This is a genomic window from Lonsdalea britannica (assembly GCF_003515985.1).
Taxonomy (GTDB): Bacteria; Pseudomonadota; Gammaproteobacteria; order Enterobacterales; family Enterobacteriaceae; genus Lonsdalea; species Lonsdalea britannica.
This window is the reverse complement of the sequence record NZ_CP023009.1, coordinates 3,359,337-3,377,525: the sequence shown is the minus strand read 5'-3', so window position 1 is coordinate 3,377,525 and position 18,189 is coordinate 3,359,337. Positions and strand designations below refer to the sequence as shown.

16 protein-coding genes and 2 pseudogenes are annotated in these 18,189 nt (G+C 54.6%); 10 read left to right on the top strand and 8 right to left on the bottom strand.

Annotated elements, in window-relative coordinates; translation table 11 throughout:
- Window positions 1-81: 81 nt before the first annotated feature.
- From potH to rlmC, 4 genes and pseudogenes are all read left to right on the top strand, one after another.
- A pseudogene (potH, locus tag CKQ53_RS15520) lies at window positions 82-966 on the top strand (putrescine ABC transporter permease PotH); the annotation flags it as partial.
- Complete coding sequence (gene potI, locus CKQ53_RS15515) at window positions 963-1,808, top strand: putrescine ABC transporter permease PotI (protein WP_085652301.1); 846 nt, start codon at window positions 963-965, stop codon at window positions 1,806-1,808. The pseudogene potH and the gene potI, both read left to right, overlap by 4 nt.
- A 115-nt stretch (window positions 1,809-1,923) precedes the next feature.
- Window positions 1,924-2,376: a YbjO family protein gene (locus tag CKQ53_RS15510; RefSeq protein ID WP_254901497.1), complete on the top strand. Its 453-nt coding sequence runs from the start codon at window positions 1,924-1,926 to the stop codon at window positions 2,374-2,376.
- A 67-nt stretch (window positions 2,377-2,443) separates the two neighbouring features.
- Complete coding sequence (gene rlmC / locus CKQ53_RS15505) at window positions 2,444-3,574, top strand: 23S rRNA (uracil(747)-C(5))-methyltransferase RlmC (RefSeq protein WP_085652302.1); 1,131 nt, start codon at window positions 2,444-2,446, stop codon at window positions 3,572-3,574.
- Between the two features lie 121 nt (window positions 3,575-3,695).
- On the opposite strand, the gene artJ (CKQ53_RS15500) is transcribed toward rlmC, so the two are convergent.
- The 5 genes from artJ (CKQ53_RS15500) to artP all read right to left on the bottom strand — a co-directional run bounded on the left by artJ (CKQ53_RS15500) (window position 3,696) and on the right by artP (window position 7,578).
- Window positions 3,696-4,430, bottom strand: coding sequence for an arginine ABC transporter substrate-binding protein (artJ, locus tag CKQ53_RS15500; RefSeq protein ID WP_085652303.1), 735 nt, complete (start codon window positions 4,428-4,430; stop codon window positions 3,696-3,698).
- A gap of 271 nt (window positions 4,431-4,701) precedes the next feature.
- Window positions 4,702-5,373, bottom strand: coding sequence for an arginine ABC transporter permease ArtM (gene artM, locus CKQ53_RS15495; protein ID WP_085652304.1), 672 nt, complete (start codon window positions 5,371-5,373; stop codon window positions 4,702-4,704).
- Window positions 5,373-6,089, bottom strand: coding sequence for an arginine ABC transporter permease ArtQ (gene artQ / locus CKQ53_RS15490; RefSeq protein ID WP_085652305.1), 717 nt, complete (start codon window positions 6,087-6,089; stop codon window positions 5,373-5,375). Before artQ ends, artM begins: the two co-directional genes overlap by 1 nt.
- Window positions 6,090-6,100: 11 nt before the next feature.
- A complete protein-coding gene (artJ, locus tag CKQ53_RS15485) occupies window positions 6,101-6,832 on the bottom strand; it encodes an arginine ABC transporter substrate-binding protein (protein WP_094117492.1) in 732 nt (243 codons plus the stop codon).
- A gap of 17 nt (window positions 6,833-6,849) precedes the next feature.
- Window positions 6,850-7,578, bottom strand: a complete 729-nt coding sequence (artP, locus tag CKQ53_RS15480) for an arginine ABC transporter ATP-binding protein ArtP (protein ID WP_162896370.1) — start codon at window positions 7,576-7,578, stop codon at window positions 6,850-6,852.
- Between the two features lie 358 nt (window positions 7,579-7,936).
- On the opposite strand from artP, the gene CKQ53_RS15475 reads away from it, so the two are divergent.
- Together CKQ53_RS15475 and CKQ53_RS15470 are read left to right on the top strand one after the other, a co-directional pair.
- Window positions 7,937-8,260 carry a heavy metal-binding domain-containing protein gene (locus CKQ53_RS15475; RefSeq protein ID WP_085652308.1) on the top strand — a complete coding sequence of 108 codons (324 nt, stop codon included), beginning with the start codon at window positions 7,937-7,939 and terminating at the stop codon, window positions 8,258-8,260.
- A gap of 13 nt (window positions 8,261-8,273) precedes the next feature.
- Window positions 8,274-9,116, top strand: a complete 843-nt coding sequence (locus CKQ53_RS15470; RefSeq protein WP_094117493.1) for an N-acetylmuramoyl-L-alanine amidase — start codon at window positions 8,274-8,276, stop codon at window positions 9,114-9,116.
- Between the two features lie 24 nt (window positions 9,117-9,140).
- Here the strand turns inward: CKQ53_RS15470 and CKQ53_RS15465 are convergent, their stop codons facing one another.
- Window positions 9,141-10,043, bottom strand: coding sequence for a LysO family transporter (locus CKQ53_RS15465; RefSeq protein ID WP_085653020.1), 903 nt, complete (start codon window positions 10,041-10,043; stop codon window positions 9,141-9,143).
- A 171-nt stretch (window positions 10,044-10,214) separates the two neighbouring features.
- Between CKQ53_RS15465 and CKQ53_RS15460 the strand changes: the two genes are divergently transcribed.
- Together CKQ53_RS15460 and CKQ53_RS15455 are read left to right on the top strand one after the other, a co-directional pair.
- The gene (locus tag CKQ53_RS15460; RefSeq protein ID WP_094117494.1) at window positions 10,215-11,873 is read left to right on the top strand and encodes an ATP-dependent nuclease; all 1,659 of its coding nucleotides are present in this window, start codon (window positions 10,215-10,217) and stop codon (window positions 11,871-11,873) included.
- A 259-nt stretch (window positions 11,874-12,132) separates the two neighbouring features.
- Window positions 12,133-12,924 carry a hypothetical protein gene (locus tag CKQ53_RS15455; protein ID WP_085653019.1) on the top strand — a complete coding sequence of 264 codons (792 nt, stop codon included), beginning with the start codon at window positions 12,133-12,135 and terminating at the stop codon, window positions 12,922-12,924.
- A 152-nt stretch (window positions 12,925-13,076) separates the two neighbouring features.
- Here the strand turns inward: CKQ53_RS15455 and cspD are convergent, their stop codons facing one another.
- The gene (cspD, locus tag CKQ53_RS15450; RefSeq protein WP_085653018.1) at window positions 13,077-13,298 is read right to left on the bottom strand and encodes a cold shock-like protein CspD; all 222 of its coding nucleotides are present in this window, start codon (window positions 13,296-13,298) and stop codon (window positions 13,077-13,079) included.
- A 326-nt stretch (window positions 13,299-13,624) separates the two neighbouring features.
- Between cspD and clpS the strand changes: the two genes are divergently transcribed.
- The gene (clpS, locus tag CKQ53_RS15445) at window positions 13,625-13,945 is read left to right on the top strand and encodes an ATP-dependent Clp protease adapter ClpS (protein ID WP_026740459.1); all 321 of its coding nucleotides are present in this window, start codon (window positions 13,625-13,627) and stop codon (window positions 13,943-13,945) included.
- Window positions 13,946-13,974: 29 nt separating this feature from the next.
- Window positions 13,975-16,247 (top strand): annotated as a pseudogene (clpA, locus tag CKQ53_RS15440) (ATP-dependent Clp protease ATP-binding subunit ClpA).
- A gap of 109 nt (window positions 16,248-16,356) precedes the next feature.
- Here the strand turns inward: clpA and treA are convergent.
- Complete coding sequence (gene treA / locus CKQ53_RS15435) at window positions 16,357-17,997, bottom strand: alpha,alpha-trehalase TreA (protein WP_085653015.1); 1,641 nt, start codon at window positions 17,995-17,997, stop codon at window positions 16,357-16,359.
- Window positions 17,998-18,189: the final 192 nt, after the last annotated feature.

Below are 18,189 nucleotides of genomic sequence, written 5' to 3'. Positions count from 1 at the left end.
CAAGGGGAGCACACATCAATGACGACTTTATCTGAACAACACCCGACATCGGGAAAAACCGTCGGCCTGCTCAGGCGCTGGCGGATGCTGCATGGACACAAAGCAGTGATCGCGCTGCCGTATTTATGGCTGTTGTGTCTGTTCATGCTGCCGTTCCTGATTGTCTTCAAAATCAGTCTGGCGGAAATGGCGCGTACGGTGCCGCCATATACCGATCTGATGACGTGGGTCGATGGCACGTTAAATATTGCGCTGAACATCGGCAACTATTTGCAGTTGTTATCTGACCCGCTGTACATCGAGGCTTATCTCCAGTCGTTGCAGGTCGCGGCGATTTCGACGCTGCTCTGTCTGCTGCTGGGCTATCCGCTGGCCTGGGCGGTCGCGCACAGCAAACCGTCGACCCGCAATATTCTGTTGCTGCTGGTGATCCTGCCTTCATGGACGTCGTTTCTGATCCGGGTGTATGCGTGGATGGGGATTTTGAAAGAAAACGGCATTCTGAATAACTTTCTGTTGTGGCTAGGCGTTATCGACAGTCCGATGACGATCCTTCACACCAATCTGGCGGTTTACATCGGCGTGGTGTACTCCTACCTGCCGTTTATGGTACTGCCGATTTACACCGCGCTGACGCGGCTGGACTACTCGCTGGTGGAAGCGTCGCTGGATCTTGGCGCTCGACCGTTCAAAACCTTCTTGAGCGTCATCGTGCCGTTGACCAAGGGCGGTATTATCGCGGGGTCGATGCTGGTCTTTATCCCGACCGTCGGCGAATACGTTATTCCGGAACTGCTGGGCGGCCCTGACAGCATTATGATCGGCCGTATTCTATGGCAGGAATTCTTCAACAACCGCGATTGGCCGGTGGCGTCCGCGGTGGCGACGGTCATGTTGCTCCTGCTGATCGTCCCCATCATCTGGTTCCATAAACACCAAAATAAAGCGGCGGAGGAGCAGGCATGAATGATTTACCGGCAGTGCGATCCCCTTGGCGAATTTTGATTTTGGTGCTGGGCTTCACCTTTCTGTATGCGCCCATGCTGATGCTGGTGGTCTACTCGTTTAACAGCTCTCGTCTGGTGACAGTATGGGCGGGATGGTCCACGCAGTGGTATACGGCGCTGTTCCATGACTCCGCGATGATAAGCGCGGTGGTGCTCAGCCTGACGATTGCGGCGGCGTCGGCGACGATGGCCGTGGTGATTGGGACGATGGCGTCGCTGGTCATGGTGCGCTTCGGCAGCTTCCGCGGGTCGAACGGTTTCGCCTTCATGCTGACGGCGCCATTGGTGATGCCCGACGTCATCACCGGTCTGTCGCTGCTGCTGCTGTTCGTCGCGCTGGGGCACGCCATCGGCTGGCCGGCGGAGCGTGGGATGCTGACCATCTGGCTGGCGCACGTGACCTTCTGCTCGGCCTATGTGGCGGTGGTCGTCAGCGCGCGTCTGCGCGAGTTGGACCATTCGATCGAAGAAGCGGCGATGGACTTGGGCGCGACGCCGCTCAAAGTGTTCTTTATTATCACCGTGCCGATGATTGCGCCTGCGCTGGTTTCGGGTTGGCTGCTCGCGTTCACGCTGTCGCTGGACGATCTGGTGATCGCCAGTTTTGTCTCGGGCCCCGGTGCAACCACGCTACCTATGCTAGTCTTCTCCAGCGTGAGGATGGGGGTTAATCCGCAGATTAACGCGCTGGCTTCGCTGATACTCTTGGTGGTTGGCATTATTGGTATTATTGCGTGGTGGTTTATGGCTCGGGCGGAGAAGCAGCGGCAACGCGATATGCAAAAAGCCCGTCAGGGCTGATCGGCATACTGCGAGTGAGCGCCGGTCCGGCCGTCACCATAACGCCACCTTGATTTGAGGTGGCGTTATGGTTTATGGGGAGGAGAGTCTTATTCTGTCTATAAAAAAGGATGCATTGCGACTGTACCGACGCGGCACGCCCGTCGCGGTTATGGTGGCGGGAACCGGGATTATCGCCACCCGCTGCGTGGGGCTGGCATTGGTGATTGGCGAGCTGGGCCTGGAGGGGTTCAGCGGTTGGCTAAGCGACAGCGCCGCGCAATGGGATACCACGCTGCTGATGCTGGCGGCATGGTTGCTGTTTTGCCTTGAAGTTCGCTGTGGGTTTGCGGTGCTTTATGGACGCGACTGGGGACGCTGGTGCTATCTGGCTTGCCAAGGCCTGACGGTGCTCTACCTTCTTGTCGCGTCGGTCGCGAATGTGCTGCCTCCCATTTTTTATCTAAGCGCAGAGGATGAAATGGGCGTGCTTCAACAGCTGCTGGAACACAAAGCGGCGGATGTCGTCATGTTGTTGCTCCTGTTTGTCCCCCGGCGCAGCCAGCGATTTTTTATGCGCCACAAATAATCTTTCGCTCAAGGGGGTGATACAATTCGCCTCCTTTAGTTTCTTAACAGGTTTTAGATTTACCGTGATGGATTGCGCCCGCTACAACGACGGCTCCTGCCGTTCCTGCCAATGGTTGGAAAAAGAGTATCCGCAGCAGTTGGAAGACAAACAGCAGCACTTGAATGAATTGCTGGTCGACCATCCGGTTCGTCAGTGGCTCCCTGCATTTCCGTCGCCGCTCGCGGCTTTTCGCAACAAAGCCAAAATGGTGGTGAGCGGCAGCGTCGAACGACCGCTATTGGGCGTATTACATCGTGACGGCACTCCCGTCGATCTGTGCGATTGCCCGCTTTATCCCGACAGTTTCCAACCTATCTTCGCGGTATTGAAGACGTTTATTGCACGGGCGGGATTAACGCCCTATCAGGTCGCCCGTCGGCGCGGCGAACTGAAATACCTGCTGCTGACGGAAAGTCGGTTGAACGGTCAATGTATGCTGCGGTTTGTTTTGCGCTCGGAAACCAAGTTGGATCAACTGCGCGCGGCGCTGCCGTGGTTACAGGAACAGCTGCCGCAGCTGACCGTGATCTCGGCGAATATCCAGCCGGTGCATCAGGCGATCATGGAAGGTGACCGAGAGATTCCGCTGAGTCGACAGCAGGTGTTGGAGGAAGCGTTCAATCAGATACCGCTCGCCATCCGTCCTCACAGTTTCTTTCAAACTAATCCTGACGTGGCCGCCGCGTTATACGATACCGCGCGACGTTGGGTGCGCGAGCTACCGGTTCACAGCCTGTGGGATCTGTTTTGCGGTGTCGGCGGCTTCGGGCTTCACTGCGCAACGCCGGAGATGACGCTGACCGGCATTGAAATCAGCGCTGAAGCCATCGCCTGCGCGCGACGCTCCGCCGAGCAGCTCGGTCTGGAGAAGGTTCACTTCGAGGCGCTCGATTCGACGCGGTTCGCGACCGGGGAAGGGGCCGTGCCGGATTTGGTGATTGTGAACCCGCCTCGTCGCGGTATTGGGGAAGATCTCTGCCAGTACCTCAGCCGGATGGCGCCGCCGTACATCCTGTACTCCAGCTGTAATGCGCAAAGCATGGCCAAGGATATGTCGCGTCTACCGGACTATCGCGCCGAGCAAATTCAGCTGTTCGATATGTTCCCGCATACCGCGCATTATGAAGTGCTGACCTTGCTGAAGCGGGTGGCGTGACAATTCCTGGCTCGTCATCAAGTGCTTGTGGGTAAAACCCGGATTAAACGTGAGGGGCTGAATCGGGAAGGGGGTTAAGACGGGCTGTTGTGCAGCCCGTTGACGATGATATCTCTCTGACTTACTGCGCCGGGAACCATTTATCGCTGATCGTTTTGTAGGTGCCGTTTGCTTTCACCTCGCTCAGCGCCTGATTCAATTTGGTCAGCAGGGCGGTGTTGTCCGGACGTACGGCGATACCCAGACCAATGCCGAAGTAGGCTGGGTCGGTGATTTTCTCGCCTACCGTCGCCAGCTCAGGATTGTTTTTCAGCCACTCATTGACCACCGCAGTATCACCGAATACCCCATCGATACGGCCGTTCTTGAGGTCGATGATCGCATTTTGGTAGCTGTCGTAAGACACCGTCTGTATCTCAGGATGCTTTTCATTCAGGTATTTCTGGTGAGTGGTGCCATTTTCCATACCGATACGTTTACCCTTGAGATCGCTGAAAGTGGCGAATTTCCCTTTCTGCGCGATCACAATGGCGGAGTTGGCGTAGTAGGGCTGTGAAAAGGCGACTTGCTTGCTCCGCTCTGGGGTGATGTCCATTCCGGAAATGACAGCGTCATAACGACGGAATTTCAGCGCCGGGATCAGGCTGTCGAACGCCTGATTGGTGAAGGTACACGTCGCCTTCATCTGGTCGCACAGGGCCTTGGCCAGATCCATATCGAAGCCGGCGATTTGATTATTCGCATCCATGAATTCAAACGGCGGATAGGTGGCCGAAGAGGCAAACCGAATGCTGTCCGCAGCCGTCGCGCCAAAGGTCATTCCAGCCAGCAATGTGGCAAGTACCAATTTCTTCATTGTGTTCACTCCAGATAATTATTTTTAGACGAAATCACGGTCCGCCTTAGAGGCCTACCTTGCCATTGAGTGAATTTATATGCAAATAAAATAACTATAAATTCAATAGTGAGGCAGGGCGCTGAGCGGTATGACTGGATGGGAAAGCTGAGGCGAAGGCCCTTCGCCGATTAGCGCCGAATTCCTCGCATCATGGGTTGCGTACTGACTGCATAAAAAAGCCCGAGAGAGTCGGGCTCTTTCGGGCTGGCAGTATCACGGTCGCGCGTCGTTATGCATCGTGATTTTCAAAGGCTAAAGCCCTGCGTTCAACCATCCGCAGAATTAACGTTAGCAGACCGTTCACACAAAGGTAAACGATGCCAGCGGCGCCGAACACCAGAACGTCGTAAGTGCGCCCGTACAGCTGTTGCCCGTAGCCCATAACATCCATCAGCGTAATGGTGTAGGCGAGGGAGGTCCCTTTGAACACCAGCACGACTTCGTTCGAGTAGGATGACAACGCACGTTTGAAGGCGAAAGGCAGCAGAATACGCAGCGTCTGGCGTTTGTTCATCCCCAAGGCCGCGCAGGATTGCCATTGACCGTCGGGAATCGCCCGCACCGCGCCGTAAAACAGCTGGGTGGTGTAGGCGGCACTGTTAAGCGCCAGCGCGACCATGGCGCACAGCCACGGCTGAGAGAACAACGACCACAGCCAGGGGATCTGCTTGATGGCGTCAAACTGGCCCGGACCGTAGTAGATCAGGAAAATCTGCACCAGCAGCGGGGTGCCGGTAAACAGCGTGATATAAGCGCGAGACAGCGTAGAAAGCAACGGCGTCTTCAGCGTCAGCACGACGGTCAGCAGCAGCGACAAAAACAGCGCCACGATAAGCGCGGCGGCCGTCAGCGTGATGCTGGTATGCAGTCCCTTGAGCAGCTCGGGAATATAGTCAAGCATCAGGAGGGCCTCCGTTCGAAGCGAGTGGCGCGGGTTTCAATACGCTTGAGGACCCACTGGCTCAGTAGGGTGATCACCAGATAAATGGCCGCAGCCATCATGTACCAGGTGAAAGGCTCCTGCGTTCGCGTGGCAATACTTTTGGTCTGCAACATGAGGTCGTTCACGCTGATCAGCGATACCAACGCTGTATCTTTCAGCAGCACCAGCCACTGGTTTCCCAGTCCCGGCAGCGCATGGCGCCACATCTGCGGCATGATCAGACGACGAAAGATCGCGCCCTTGGTCATTCCCAACGCCTGACCGGATTCCCACTGACCGCGAGGGACCGACTTCAGCGCGCCGCGCAATGTCTGTGACGCATAGGCGGCGTACAGCAGCGCCAGCGCGATAACGCCGCATAAGAATGGACTGACTTCGAAGGTTTCGATATTCAGCTGGATCGGAATCTGGAACAAATACAGATTGATCGTGAATCCGTCCGCCAACATCAGCAGCAGCTGCGAAGAGCCGAAGTAGATAAACAGCACCACCAGAATTTCCGGCAGGCCGCGAATCAAGGTGACCAGCGCGGTGCCGCAGGCGCTGACGATTTTCCAGCGTGCCGTTTCCCACAGGGCAAACAACATCGCCAGAATCAGGCCTAAAAACAGAGCGCAAAGGGCAAGGCCGACGGTCATACCGGCGGCGCTGACTAAAGGGTGTAATTCAATCATTGGGTATCAGACTATTGCTGGAACCATTTTTGATAGAGGGCCTGGTAAGTCCCGTCCTGTTTGATGCCGTTCAGCGTATCGTTGAACTTTTGCAGCAGCGCATCGTTATGCAGACGAACGGCGATGCCGAGACCGGCGCCAAAGTAAGCTTTGTCCGTCACCTTTTCGCCGACAACGGCCAGATTGGGGTTCTGCTTCAGCCATTCATTGACTACCGCGGTATCCCCGAACACGGCGGAAACACGACCGTTTTTCAGATCCAGCACCGCATTCTGATAGCTGTCGTAGGGCACGACGGTGATGTCCTGATGCGTATCCAGCAGGTATTTCTGATGGGTCGTACCATTTTGCACGCCGACGCGTTTTCCGTTCAGCGCGGACACCGCTTTCACGCTGTCTTTCTGGGCGATAAACAGGGCGGAGTTGTCATAGTAGGGCTGGGTAAAGCTGACCTGACGCTGACGTTCGGGCGTGATGTCCATACCGGCGATAACGGCATCGAAGCGGCGGAATTTCAGACCCGGGATCAGGCTGTCGAACGACTGATTATTGAAGGTACAGGTCGCTTCCATTTTCTGACATAACGCTTTAGCCAGATCGATATCAAATCCCTGGATCTGGTTGTCGGCGCCGACGAATTCGAAGGGAGGATAAGACGCTTCAGTCGCAAAACGCAGGGCGTCTGCTGCGCTGGCTGACAAGCTCGATCCGGCAAGCAGCACGGCAACAAGTACCTTTTTCATATAACTTTCCTGAATCATCAGTGTGATAAGTAGCTGGCAAACTCACGGGTTTGCGGCTGGGTGAAGTGCGAAGCGTCGCCGTGTTCCACAACGCGTCCGTCTTCCATATACACCACGCGGCTAGCGGTTTTACGCGCGAAATCCACCTCGTGAGTAACGATGACCTGGGTGATGCCGGTTTGGCTTAGCTCTTGAATGATGCCCACGACCTGAGCCGTGATTTCCGGATCGAGCGCTGCCGTCGGCTCATCAAACAACAGTACCTGCGGTTCCATCATCAACGCGCGCGCAATCGCCACACGCTGCTGCTGGCCGCCGGAAAGATGCAGCGGATAGCGGTCGGCGAAGTCGTTCAAACGCAGACGTTTCAGCAGTTTTTCAGCGCGGGCATGCGCTTCCTGTCGACCTAAGCCCAGTACGCGGCACGGTGCTTCGACCAGATTCTGCTGCACGGTGAGATGCGGCCACAGGTTATATTGCTGAAACACCATCCCCACGTTCTGGCGAAGTTCGCGAATAGCGTCGTCGCCCGGTGTGCGGCTGAAGTTGAACTGGTTACCGGCGATAGACAGCGAACCGGAACGCGGCATCTCCAGCAAGTTTAGCACTCGCAGAAGGGAGCTTTTTCCCGCGCCGCTGGGGCCCAACAGGACCAGCGTTTCACCGACCGGGCAGTCTAGGGTGACATCGAACAGCGCCTGATGCGCGCCGTAGAAACAGTTAATGCTGTCTAGTTGAATACTCATGCGCAATAATTGAATAGACATTGATGCCGCAAATGGTAACGTTGGCAGAATAGTTATGCAATCGTCACGGGTTAAAATTTGCAAACAGGTGCTTTATTGCCCATTTAGTAGCATAAAATAATGGTATCCCGTCCCCATCGCCTGATATCTCAGGTGAGAAACACAGCAAACAAACTATTTTTCATCGCCTACGGTATTCTCCACGGTAGAACCGCCGTGAATCCGCCGGAGGCTCCCGCGCATTCGCAGGCTATACTTTGTCGGCTTGACGCAGGCGGCATCGCGCCATTCGCCGTGACTGCGTAAACATGATAATGATGTTTTCGACGACTCATCCGTATTGCTTAAGGAGATTGCTATGCAACTGTCTACGACCCCCACGCTGGAAGGTTTTGTGATTACGGAATACTGCGGCGTGGTCGCGGGGGAAGCGATCCTCGGCGCGAATATCTTCCGTGATTTCTTTGCGGGGATCCGGGATATTGTCGGCGGCCGCTCAGGCGCTTACGAGAAAGAGCTGCGCCGCGCGCGCCAGATTGCGTTCAAAGAGCTGGAAGAGCAAGCGGCGGAATTAGGCGCCAATGCCGTGGTTGGCATCGATATTGATTATGAAACCGTGGGAAAGGACAGCAGCATGCTGATGGTCACGATCAGCGGCACCGCCGTCAAAATCAGCCGTTAACGGTCGCGGGTTCATGCGTGACGTGCTGTTTTTCGGACTCCTGACGCTGCTGGCAGGATGCAAAGCGCCCGTCACGGGCGTGCCCGCTTCGACCATCGATAAAAACTACCAGTTGTACACGGAGGCGGTTTCGCGCAATCAGACCTCCCGAGTCAGACTGCTGGTCATTCATTATACCGCGGAAGACTTCGCCAACTCGCTGCGTCTCCTGACGCAGGGCGAGGTCAGCGCGCACTATTTGATCCCTGAACAGCCGCCGCTAAGCGCGGGACGTCCCGTGGCGTGGCAACTGGTGCCGGAGTCTCAGGCCGCGTGGCATGCCGGCATTAGCTATTGGCGTGGAGCGGTTCAACTGAATTCTGTCTCTATAGGGATTGAACTAGAGAATCAGGGATACCGCTGTGCGCTATTGGGGGGATGCCGATGGGCGCCGTATTCGCCGGAGCAGGTGAAGCTCCTGACGCATCTGGCGCGCGATATTTTGCAACGTCATCAAATTGCGCCTCAAAATGTGGTGGCCCATAGCGATATCGCGCCGCAAAGAAAGGTCGATCCCGGACCTCTATTCCCCTGGAAGGCGCTGGCGGATGCCGGTATTGGTGCCTGGCCTGATGCGGATCGGGTGCGATTTTATCTTGCGAGCCGCGCGCCGAGTGAACCTGTCGCTCCCCGCCTGCTGCTGAATAAACTGGCTCGCTATGGCTACGAGGTCAGTGATTCGATGACGGCGCAACAGCAGCAGCGTGTGATTGCGGCCTTCCAGATGCATTTCCGCTCCCAGCGCTTCGATGGTATCGCCGATGCGGAAACCGAGGCTATCGTGGATTCGCTGCTGGAGAAATACGGAGGTCAGTAGCGGGTGTTCACCCGCTCTGTTGGATCATGCGACGAATAGCGCGATCAGGACTGGCGAGAGCAGGCTCAGGATGAAACCGTGCACGATGGCGGGGGGAACCATATCGACGCCGCCGCTACGTTGCAGCACCGGCAGGGTAAAGTCCATTGAGGTAGCGCCGCACAGGCCGAGCGCGCTGGCGCGTCGCGAGCGAATCAGGCTGGGAATCAGCATGATGGCAATCAGTTCCCGCGCCAGATCGTTAAAGAAGGCGGCGCTGCCGATAACCGGACCGTAGGCGTCCGTCATTAGAATGCCCGAGAGCGAATACCAGCCATAACCGGAAGCCATCGCCAGACCGGTTTTTAACGGCAGATCGAGCAGCACTGAAGCCAGCGCGCCGCCGCACAGTGCGCTGACGGCGACGACACCGGCGATAATCGTGCCGCGACGATTGAGTACGATTTGTCGCAAGGTCATGCCGCTGTTGCGCAGTTGGATCCCGACAAGACACAGCAGCACAAGCAGCGCGTATTCTCCGCCGGACGCCGCAAATTTTAATGGGGGCCATTGGCTCAGCCCTAACAGGAATCCGCCTAACACCACGCCGCACAGTTGTAGCGATTCCAGCATCATTTTTAGCCGGGAAGGGAGTGCGTCGTGGGAGACCGCCGTGGCCTTCCAGGTGCTGCGTTTCTCCAGCAGCCACAGCGCCAACAGATTGGCGGCGATAATGCAGACCGTGCTGACGGCGGCATATTGCAGTACGGCAAGCAGGTTGCTGCTCAGGTTCTCCAGAAATGCGAGACTGATGCCCATCAAGAACAAGATCACATACACCATCCAGCTCAGTAGCCGATTGACCCCTTGCAGCACGCTTTGATGGCGCACCGGAATCAGATAGCCCAGTACCAGCGGCAGCAGAATAATCAATAATCCTGAATACATGGTGAAGATTTTCCTTGGGAGAGTGGCGCGGTTTAGCTGGCGTGATAAGTTGTAATTGTGTGATTTTAAATAAAAAACAAAATCGGGTAAAGCGGTGATGGCGGGCAGGGTTTCCCCCTGTCGGTGGCATGTCGCCATGCTGGTAATGAAGTAGCCCATGAGGAGTGGCGCATGTATCTGGAAAAGGTCGATATTGTGGGTTTCCGGGGGATTAACCGGTTGTCTCTGGCGCTGGAGGAGAACACAGTCCTGATTGGTGAAAATGCCTGGGGCAAATCCAGCTTGCTCGACGCGCTGTCTCTACTACTGTCTCCCGCGCAGCCGCTGTATCGCTTCCAGTTGGATGATTTCCATTTTACTCCCGGCGACGAGAGTAGCCGCGAAAACCACCTTCAGGTCGTTTTCACGTTTCGTGAAACCGATGTCGGTCATCATCACTCTGCGCGCTACCGTAAGCTATCTCCTTTATTTATTCACGGCGACGATCGCCTGAAACGGATTGTTTATCGGTTGGAAGGCGAGGTTGATGAGTCAAACGCGGTCATGACCTGGCGCAATTTTCTGGATGAGCATGGTCAAGCGCGCCCTTTGTCGAATATCGATGCGCTGGTACAGGCGCTGATTCGCCTTCATCCTGTGCTCAGATTACGGGATGCTCGATTTATGCGGCGGTTGCCCACGCCGGCGATTGAAGCGAAAGCCGAACATGGGGAGCATCTGGCGCAGCAGTTCGAAACGCTGGTTGAGGCATTGGGGCAGGACCCTAATCGCATAACCCATCGCGATCTGCATCAAGGCGTGGCGATTATGCGTCAGCTGGTTGAGCACTATTTCTCCGAGCAAAACGCGTCGCCGAGCGAGCGTCATCAGCGACATGCCCGGTTGGGCGGCGGCCGCTCGTGGCGAGCGTTGGATACGCTCAACCGCATGATGGCGGGTCCCAACAGCCGGAATCATCGCCTTATTTTGCTTAGCCTGTTCGTGACGCTACTGCAGGCGAAAGGCGCGGTGAGGCTCGACCCGGAGTCGCGTCCACTATTATTGATTGAAGATCCAGAAACGCGTCTGCATCCGATTATGTTGTCCGTGGCCTGGGGGTTGTTGAGTCAGCTACCGCTTCAAAAAATGACCACGACCAACTCGGGCGAATTGCTATCGCTGGTGCCGGTGGAACAACTGTGTCGACTGGTGCGTCATTCGACGCGGGTGGCGACCTATCGCCTCGGGCCACAAGGCATGTCGGTGGAGGATGCGCGCCGTATTGCGTTCCATATCCGCATTAATCGGCCTGCGTCGCTGTTTGCCCGTTGCTGGCTGCTGGTGGAAGGGGAGACCGAGGTCTGGATGATCGGCGAACTGGCTCGCCAAAGCGGTCACCGTTTCGGCGCCGAAGGGGTGAAGGTGGTGGAGTTCGCCCAGGCGGGCCTGAAGCCGTTGCTCAAGTTCGCTCAGCGTATGGGCATCGAGTGGCATGTGTTGGTCGATGGCGACGATGCGGGGAAAAAGTATGCCGCCACGACCCGAAGCTTGTTGGTAGATCAGCAGGAACATGAACGCGATCATTTGACGATGCTGCCAGCGCGAGATATGGAATATTTCATGTACAAAAGCGGCTTTGCGCAGGTTTACCACCGCGTAGCGCAACTGCCGGACAATGTCCCGCTGTCGCCGCCCAAAATTATCAGCAAGGCTATTCACCGCACCTCCAAGCCGGATCTCGCGATAGAAGTTGCGATGGACGCCGCGGCAAGAGGCGAAGAAGCCATTCCACCACTAATTCGCCATATGTTCTCACGTGTACTTTGGCTGGCGCGGGGAAGGGCTGATTAACGAATAGTGATGACAGAGAGATCGGCCGACGCGATCAGGTTGACCGGCTTTTATTAGCAATACCTCTTTATTTTATGAACTAACCCATATTTTATTATATGAGAGTTTTTGCTATTCAATGAACTGTGATTTTTGCTCCAGGCTTAATGAATTTTTTACAGAAGAAGGGAAAGTTATTATAATCGCGCCGCTTTTTGTTGTTTCTGACTTATATGAAACGTCAATTTCACTACAGCAGCAAAATAAGGATATGTTTTTAATGGAAAATGCAAAGGCGATAATCTCTTCTCGACCCATTTTTATTTCCCGCCCCGGCATTGCGAGCAGTCTGGGTGCGTTTATTGTGGCTTTGTTATTGCTATGTTTCGCTTTGGTGTTTATTAAAGGCGAAGTGCCCGATATTTATCGAGATTATATTATCAATAAAAGCCCGCTGATTATTGATAATGCCGATATTTCTCATGGTAAATGCCGAATGAAATATAGCATTACGATCTGTTCTGCGGATGTGGAGTACAATTATAAAAATGAACAACACGCATCAGAGATAAATATCATGTTTCTGGATGTCTCTCGCGGCAATTACACAACGGATGTCGTGATCTCGTCCGAGCATCCTGAGCTGGCGACGCTGACGCTAGGGTTGGATAAGTTGAATAACCGTATTATCGCCGCGGGCGGACTTGTCGGCGCTTTGCTTATTCTAGTTATTCTGTCCTTTAATAACAGCGTGAAATTTTTTCGTGCTGGTCGTAAAGCGAAATGTTTGTCGGAATTGACGCTTGTTCCTGTCGAAGTCAGCGAGATCAGAAAATCGGTTTTCATGCGCGTTCAGCCCTATACCTATATCGGCGAAGATAATAAGAAAATCAAACTGGCGAGCCTGCTGAAGCGAAATGAACAGCCCATTTATTTGGACGAGAGTATGAAACAGGCGTGGGCGGTATTACTGAAAGATGCCAACATCCCTGTATTATTGGACGATCGGTTAATGCGTCTTGATCTGAGCGATGCAGAACGTGACTCTCTTCGTACCGCCTTCGAACTCTGATTGCCTATATCACGGTCTATCGTCTGGTGCGCGTGAACATACTCGCCATGGCCATAAACTTTCGCGATAGATAAGATAAAAAGGCTGGCCACCTCGGTGGCCAGCCTTATAGACAGATGCAGCGTCGACAACGTGTCATACTCGGTCAATTGTCAGACTACCGGCTCGTTGATTAACGGCACGATCAGGCTGGCATGATTGCCTTTCGGTCCCTGGTGCACACTGTAATTAACCACCTGGCCGGCTTTTAGCGTGCGATAGCCGTCCATTTGAATGGTTGAGTAGTGTGCGAAAATGTCTTCCCCTCCGCCCTCAGGGCAAATAAAACCAAAGCCTTTGGCGTTATTGAACCATTTAACAGTACCCGTCTCCATACATCTCCATCCTTCGTAAGCGTATTTTTACGGTGGGGTTATTGGTTAAGGTAAAATCAAATTGATTAAAACATCATCAATCGTCTCCAGACTCTATTAAAAAAGCGTGGGTCGTCAAGCGCGATGAATGGGGGGTGCGTGTTGGCTTCGTCAAATTTTGATATGGGTAACGGAATGACGGAGAAGATTACGCCTATCGCAGAAATGGGTTGATGTCCTTTTGTTGCCGGGTGATTTTGGTCCGGCAATGGTAAAATAAAAAATAGACGTGCTACTGTTAAGTACAGTAGACCAGGGCAAGATGACAGTTAAGATGTGGAAAAATGATGGGAAATCATAGTACGTGGTCGCACACTGAGGACCAGACCAAGGCTCGCCATGCTGAGGCATTGCAGCCGCCGTCCATGTATAACGTTGTGCTCAATAACGACGACTACACGCCGATGGAATTTGTTATTGACGTACTGCAAAAGTTCTTTTCTTATGATATCGAACGTGCAACGCAACTGATGCTTACGGTTCATTATCAGGGAAAGGCCATCTGCGGCGTATACAGCGCCGAGGTGGCGGAAACCAAAGCCGATCAGGTTAATCGTTATGCCAAAGATAACGAGCATCCGTTGCTATGTACGCTGGAAAAAGCCTGATTTAAGGCAATATATTGGGGGAGGTGCCTATGCTCAATCAAGAACTGGAACTCAGTCTCAACATGGCTTTCGCCAGAGCGCGTGAGCACCGACACGAGTTTATGACCGTGGAGCATTTGCTGCTGGCTTTGCTCAGCAATACCTCCGCACGTGAAGCACTGGACGCATGCACAGTCGATCTGGATGCTTTACGTCAGGAACTGGAAACCTTCATCGAACAGACAACGCCAACGCTGCCTGAGAGTGAAGCGGAACGCGACACGCAGCCGACGCTGAGCTTTCAACGCGTGCTGCAGCGTGCGGTGTTCCACGTACAGTCCTCAGGACACAGCGAAGTCTCCGGGGCCAATGTCCTGGTCGCGATATTCAGCGAACAGGAGTCACAGGCCGCCTATCTGCTGCGTAAGCACGATGTCAGCCGCCTTGATGTGGTGAATTTTATTTCCCATGGTACGCGTAAAGAAGAATCCGGGCCGTCGGTTAGCCAGGAAAATCCGGTTAACGAAGAGCAGGCTGGAGGGGAGGAGCGTATGGAGAATTTCACCACCAACCTTAATCAACTGGCCCGCGTCGGCGGCATTGACCCGCTCATTGGTCGCGAGCGCGAACTGGAACGCACGGTTCAGGTGCTGTGCCGCCGTCGTAAAAACAACCCACTGCTGGTTGGTGAATCTGGTGTCGGTAAAACAGCCATCGCTGAAGGTCTGGCCTGGCGTATCGTGCAGGGCGATGTCCCAGAAGTGATCGCCGACTGCACCATTTATTCTCTGGATATCGGTTCTCTGCTGGCGGGCACCAAGTATCGTGGTGATTTCGAGAAACGCTTCAAGGCGCTCTTGAAACAGCTGGAGCAAGACCAGACCAGCATTTTGTTTATCGATGAAATCCATACCATCATCGGCGCTGGCGCCGCCTCGGGGGGCAGGTCGATGCGGCTAACCTGATCAAACCGCTGCTGTCGAGCGGTAAAATCCGCGTAATCGGCTCCACGACCTATCAGGAGTTCAGCAATATTTTCGAAAAGGATCGGGCGCTGGCGCGTCGCTTCCAGAAAATCGATATCACGGAGCCGAGCGTTGAAGAGACCGTTCAGATCATCAACGGTCTGAAACCGAAATACGAAGCGCACCACGACGTGCGATATACCGCGAAAGCTGTGCGCGCGGCCGTCGAACTGGCGGTGAAATATATCAATGACCGTCATCTGCCGGACAAAGCGATCGACGTGATCGATGAAGCAGGCGCCCGTAGCCGACTGATGCCGGTCAGTAAACGCAAAAAAACGGTCAACGTGGCGGATATTGAATCGGTCGTGGCGCGTATTGCGCGTATTCCCGAGAAGAGCGTTTCCGCCAGCGATCGCGATGTGCTGAAAAATCTGGGCGACCGTCTGAAGATGCTGGTGTTCGGTCAGGATAAAGCCATCGAAGCGTTGACCGAGGCAATCAAGATGAGCCGCGCTGGCCTGGGCCATGAACGCAAACCGGTGGGTTCTTTCCTGTTTGCTGGCCCGACGGGGGTAGGTAAAACAGAAGTGACGGTGCAATTGGCCAAAGCCATGGACATCGAGTTGCTGCGCTTCGATATGTCCGAGTATATGGAGCGCCATACGGTGAGCCGTCTGATCGGCGCGCCTCCGGGCTATGTCGGGTATGATCAGGGCGGCCTGTTGACGGATGCGGTGATCAAACATCCGCATGCGGTTCTGCTGCTCGATGAGATCGAGAAAGCGCATCCGGATGTGTTCAACCTGCTGTTGCAGGTGATGGATAACGGCACCTTGACCGACAATAACGGTCGGAAGGCTGACTTCCGCAATGTCATTTTGGTCATGACCACCAACGCCGGGATCCGTGAAACTCAGCGTAAATCCATCGGGCTGATTCAGCAGGATAACAGCAGCGACGCGATGGAAGAGATCAAGAAGGTGTTTACGCCGGAATTCCGTAACCGTCTGGATGGCATCATCTGGTTCAACCATCTCTCAACCGAAGTGATTCAGCAGGTGGTGGACAAGTTCATCGTCGAATTGCAGGCGCAGCTGGATGCCAAAGGTGTGTCGCTGGAAGTCAGCGAAGATGCCCGCGACTGGTTGGCAGAGAAGGGCTACGACAAGGCGATGGGCGCGCGTCCGATGGCGCGGATTATCCAGGAAAACCTCAAGAAACCGCTGGCCAACGAGCTACTGTTTGGCTCTCTGGTGGAAGGGGGATCTGTTACGGTGGAATTGGATGCTTCGACGCAGCAGCTGAGCTATAGCTTTCATAGCGCTCAGAAACGCAAAACCGAGGGCGCGGTCTAGCGTTTAACGACGCATCATCGTCACCTATGACCTCAAGGGCATCCTAATGGATGCCCTTGTTTTTACAAAATCAGTGACGGATTTGTTCGAAAGTTAACAAGCCGGATGTTTACTTGTCTCGCTGTTGGGGGGGATAGAGGCTTAACAGCTTGAGGGTGACGCCATTGGTCCAGCCAAACCCGTCCTGCAGTTCGTATTCACCGCCACCACCACCGCCGAGTTCACCGGTTTCAACCGCGTATTTCTCTACCAGCTTATGCTCGCGCTCATAGGTGTGCTGAACGCTGTTGAGAAAACGAACCGCAATTTCTTCTGCGAGCGCTTCTTGCTGATAATAACGCAGCCCTTCCACTGCAACCCACTGAAGTGGCGCCCAGGCGTTCGGCGCATCCCACTGCTGGTGAGAGTGCTCCGTTGTCGTCCCCATGCCCCCTTCCTGTACCAGCTCGTCACGGACCGCCTGAGCGGTCTCCTGAGCGTAATCCTGTGGGGCGGCTTGGACGTACAGCGGAAACAGCGTCGCCGCCGTCAACTGTTGGCTCACTTTACCCTGAGGCCAATCGTAATCCGCGTAGTAGCGTTTTTCAGCATTCCAGAAGTAGCGATTCAGCGCCTGTTTACGTTTGTCAGCGCGCCGCGCGTAATGATCGGCATCAGTCATCTTGTCGGCTAAACGGCTGGCTTTTGCCAGCGCCATTTCGTTGTGGTAAATCAATGCGTTCAGATCCACCGGCAGGATGTCCGTGGTGTGAATCGTGGAAAGCTTCATCGGGTCTTTCAGCCAACGGGAACTGAAATCCCAACCGGATGCCGCCCCCGCTCGCAGGTCTCGGTAAAGCTGCGGGCGTTCGCTTTCCGGCACCTGACTGGCGGTGGTGACGTCGTCGAGCCAAGACTCAGTCCGCGGTACGTTGCGGTCGTCCCAGTAGCGGTTCAGCACATCGTCGCCGAGGCGAACCACGCGTTTATCCGCCTGCCCAGGCTGGAGGCTGTTTTCTCCGTCCATCCAGTACTGATATTCCTGCTTCATCTGCGGCAAATAGGTGACCAGAAGATTGTCGCCGTCGTGCTTCGCCAGCAGCTCAACCATTTTGGTGAAAAAAGGCGGCTGCGAACGGCTCAGGTAATAGGTGCGATTCCCGTTGGGAATGTGTCCGTAACGGTCAATCTGGTAGGCAAAGTTTTGCACCATGTTGCGGATAAGATCCCACTGGTCGCTCTCCGCGAGGCCCAACATAGTGAAATAGCTGTCCCAGTAATAGACTTCGCGGAAACGTCCACCCGGCACGACATACGCGTTGGGCAGCGGTAGGAGCGAGTCCCAACGGGTGATGTCGGGTGTACTGCGGGTGAGATGCGGCCACAGGTCGACGATATGCTCCCGCAGCGTCTGGCCGCCGGGAGGAATATAGCCTTTCCCATCCGCAGGAATAATGAAGTTGTGCCGCACAAAATGCTGCAGATCAAAGCTATTCAATCGACGCTGCATGTAGTAATCCGCCATGATGGCCGATGGCGAGTACCGGGGAATCGCGTCAACGAACGTTTTTTGATCCGGGAACATTTTTGCTTTCTGCACCGCTTCGAATAGCGGTCCCATTGTGATATCCGGCGGAGCTGTGACGATACGCTGCGGCTGTGGAGTGTCTGCGTGAGCGTGCTTCATCACCAGAACGGGGAAAGCCAGAATTGTGGTTATCTGTAAAATAATCAAAAACGGATATGCCCTCATCGCCTGGACGGTTAACATCGTTTTGTCTACTCCTCTATTATGAGCAACTTGAGCAATAAAAAAGCAACAATTTTGTAAATATTGCTCAGTGCGATTATCTTAGGGGAGATAGGGATATGAGGGGGCAACCGATGCGCAAGCTGCAGTAAGCGTCACTGGGTGCGATGAGAAAATTGTGAAGGCGGGCACAAAAAACAAAAGCCCTGACCG

Excerpts from the sequence above, each read along its gene's own strand:
- potI (WP_085652301.1), top strand. The coding sequence starts at position 963 with ATGAATGATTTACCGGCAGTGCGATCCCCTTGGCGAATTTTGATTTTG.
- rlmC (WP_085652302.1), top strand. The coding sequence starts at position 2,444 with ATGGATTGCGCCCGCTACAACGACGGCTCCTGCCGTTCCTGCCAATGG.
- artJ (WP_085652303.1), bottom strand. The coding sequence starts at position 4,430 with ATGAAGAAATTGGTACTTGCCACATTGCTGGCTGGAATGACCTTTGGC.
- artM (WP_085652304.1), bottom strand. The coding sequence starts at position 5,373 with ATGCTTGACTATATTCCCGAGCTGCTCAAGGGACTGCATACCAGCATC.
- artQ (WP_085652305.1), bottom strand. The coding sequence starts at position 6,089 with ATGATTGAATTACACCCTTTAGTCAGCGCCGCCGGTATGACCGTCGGC.
- artJ (WP_094117492.1), bottom strand. The coding sequence starts at position 6,832 with ATGAAAAAGGTACTTGTTGCCGTGCTGCTTGCCGGATCGAGCTTGTCA.
- artP (WP_162896370.1), bottom strand. The coding sequence starts at position 7,578 with ATGAGTATTCAACTAGACAGCATTAACTGTTTCTACGGCGCGCATCAG.
- CKQ53_RS15475 (WP_085652308.1), top strand. The coding sequence starts at position 7,937 with ATGCAACTGTCTACGACCCCCACGCTGGAAGGTTTTGTGATTACGGAA.
- CKQ53_RS15470 (WP_094117493.1), top strand. The coding sequence starts at position 8,274 with ATGCGTGACGTGCTGTTTTTCGGACTCCTGACGCTGCTGGCAGGATGC.
- CKQ53_RS15465 (WP_085653020.1), bottom strand. The coding sequence starts at position 10,043 with ATGTATTCAGGATTATTGATTATTCTGCTGCCGCTGGTACTGGGCTAT.
- CKQ53_RS15460 (WP_094117494.1), top strand. The coding sequence starts at position 10,215 with ATGTATCTGGAAAAGGTCGATATTGTGGGTTTCCGGGGGATTAACCGG.
- CKQ53_RS15455 (WP_085653019.1), top strand. The coding sequence starts at position 12,133 with ATGGAAAATGCAAAGGCGATAATCTCTTCTCGACCCATTTTTATTTCC.
- cspD (WP_085653018.1), bottom strand. The coding sequence starts at position 13,298 with ATGGAGACGGGTACTGTTAAATGGTTCAATAACGCCAAAGGCTTTGGT.
- clpS (WP_026740459.1), top strand. The coding sequence starts at position 13,625 with ATGGGAAATCATAGTACGTGGTCGCACACTGAGGACCAGACCAAGGCT.
- treA (WP_085653015.1), bottom strand. The coding sequence starts at position 17,997 with ATGTTAACCGTCCAGGCGATGAGGGCATATCCGTTTTTGATTATTTTA.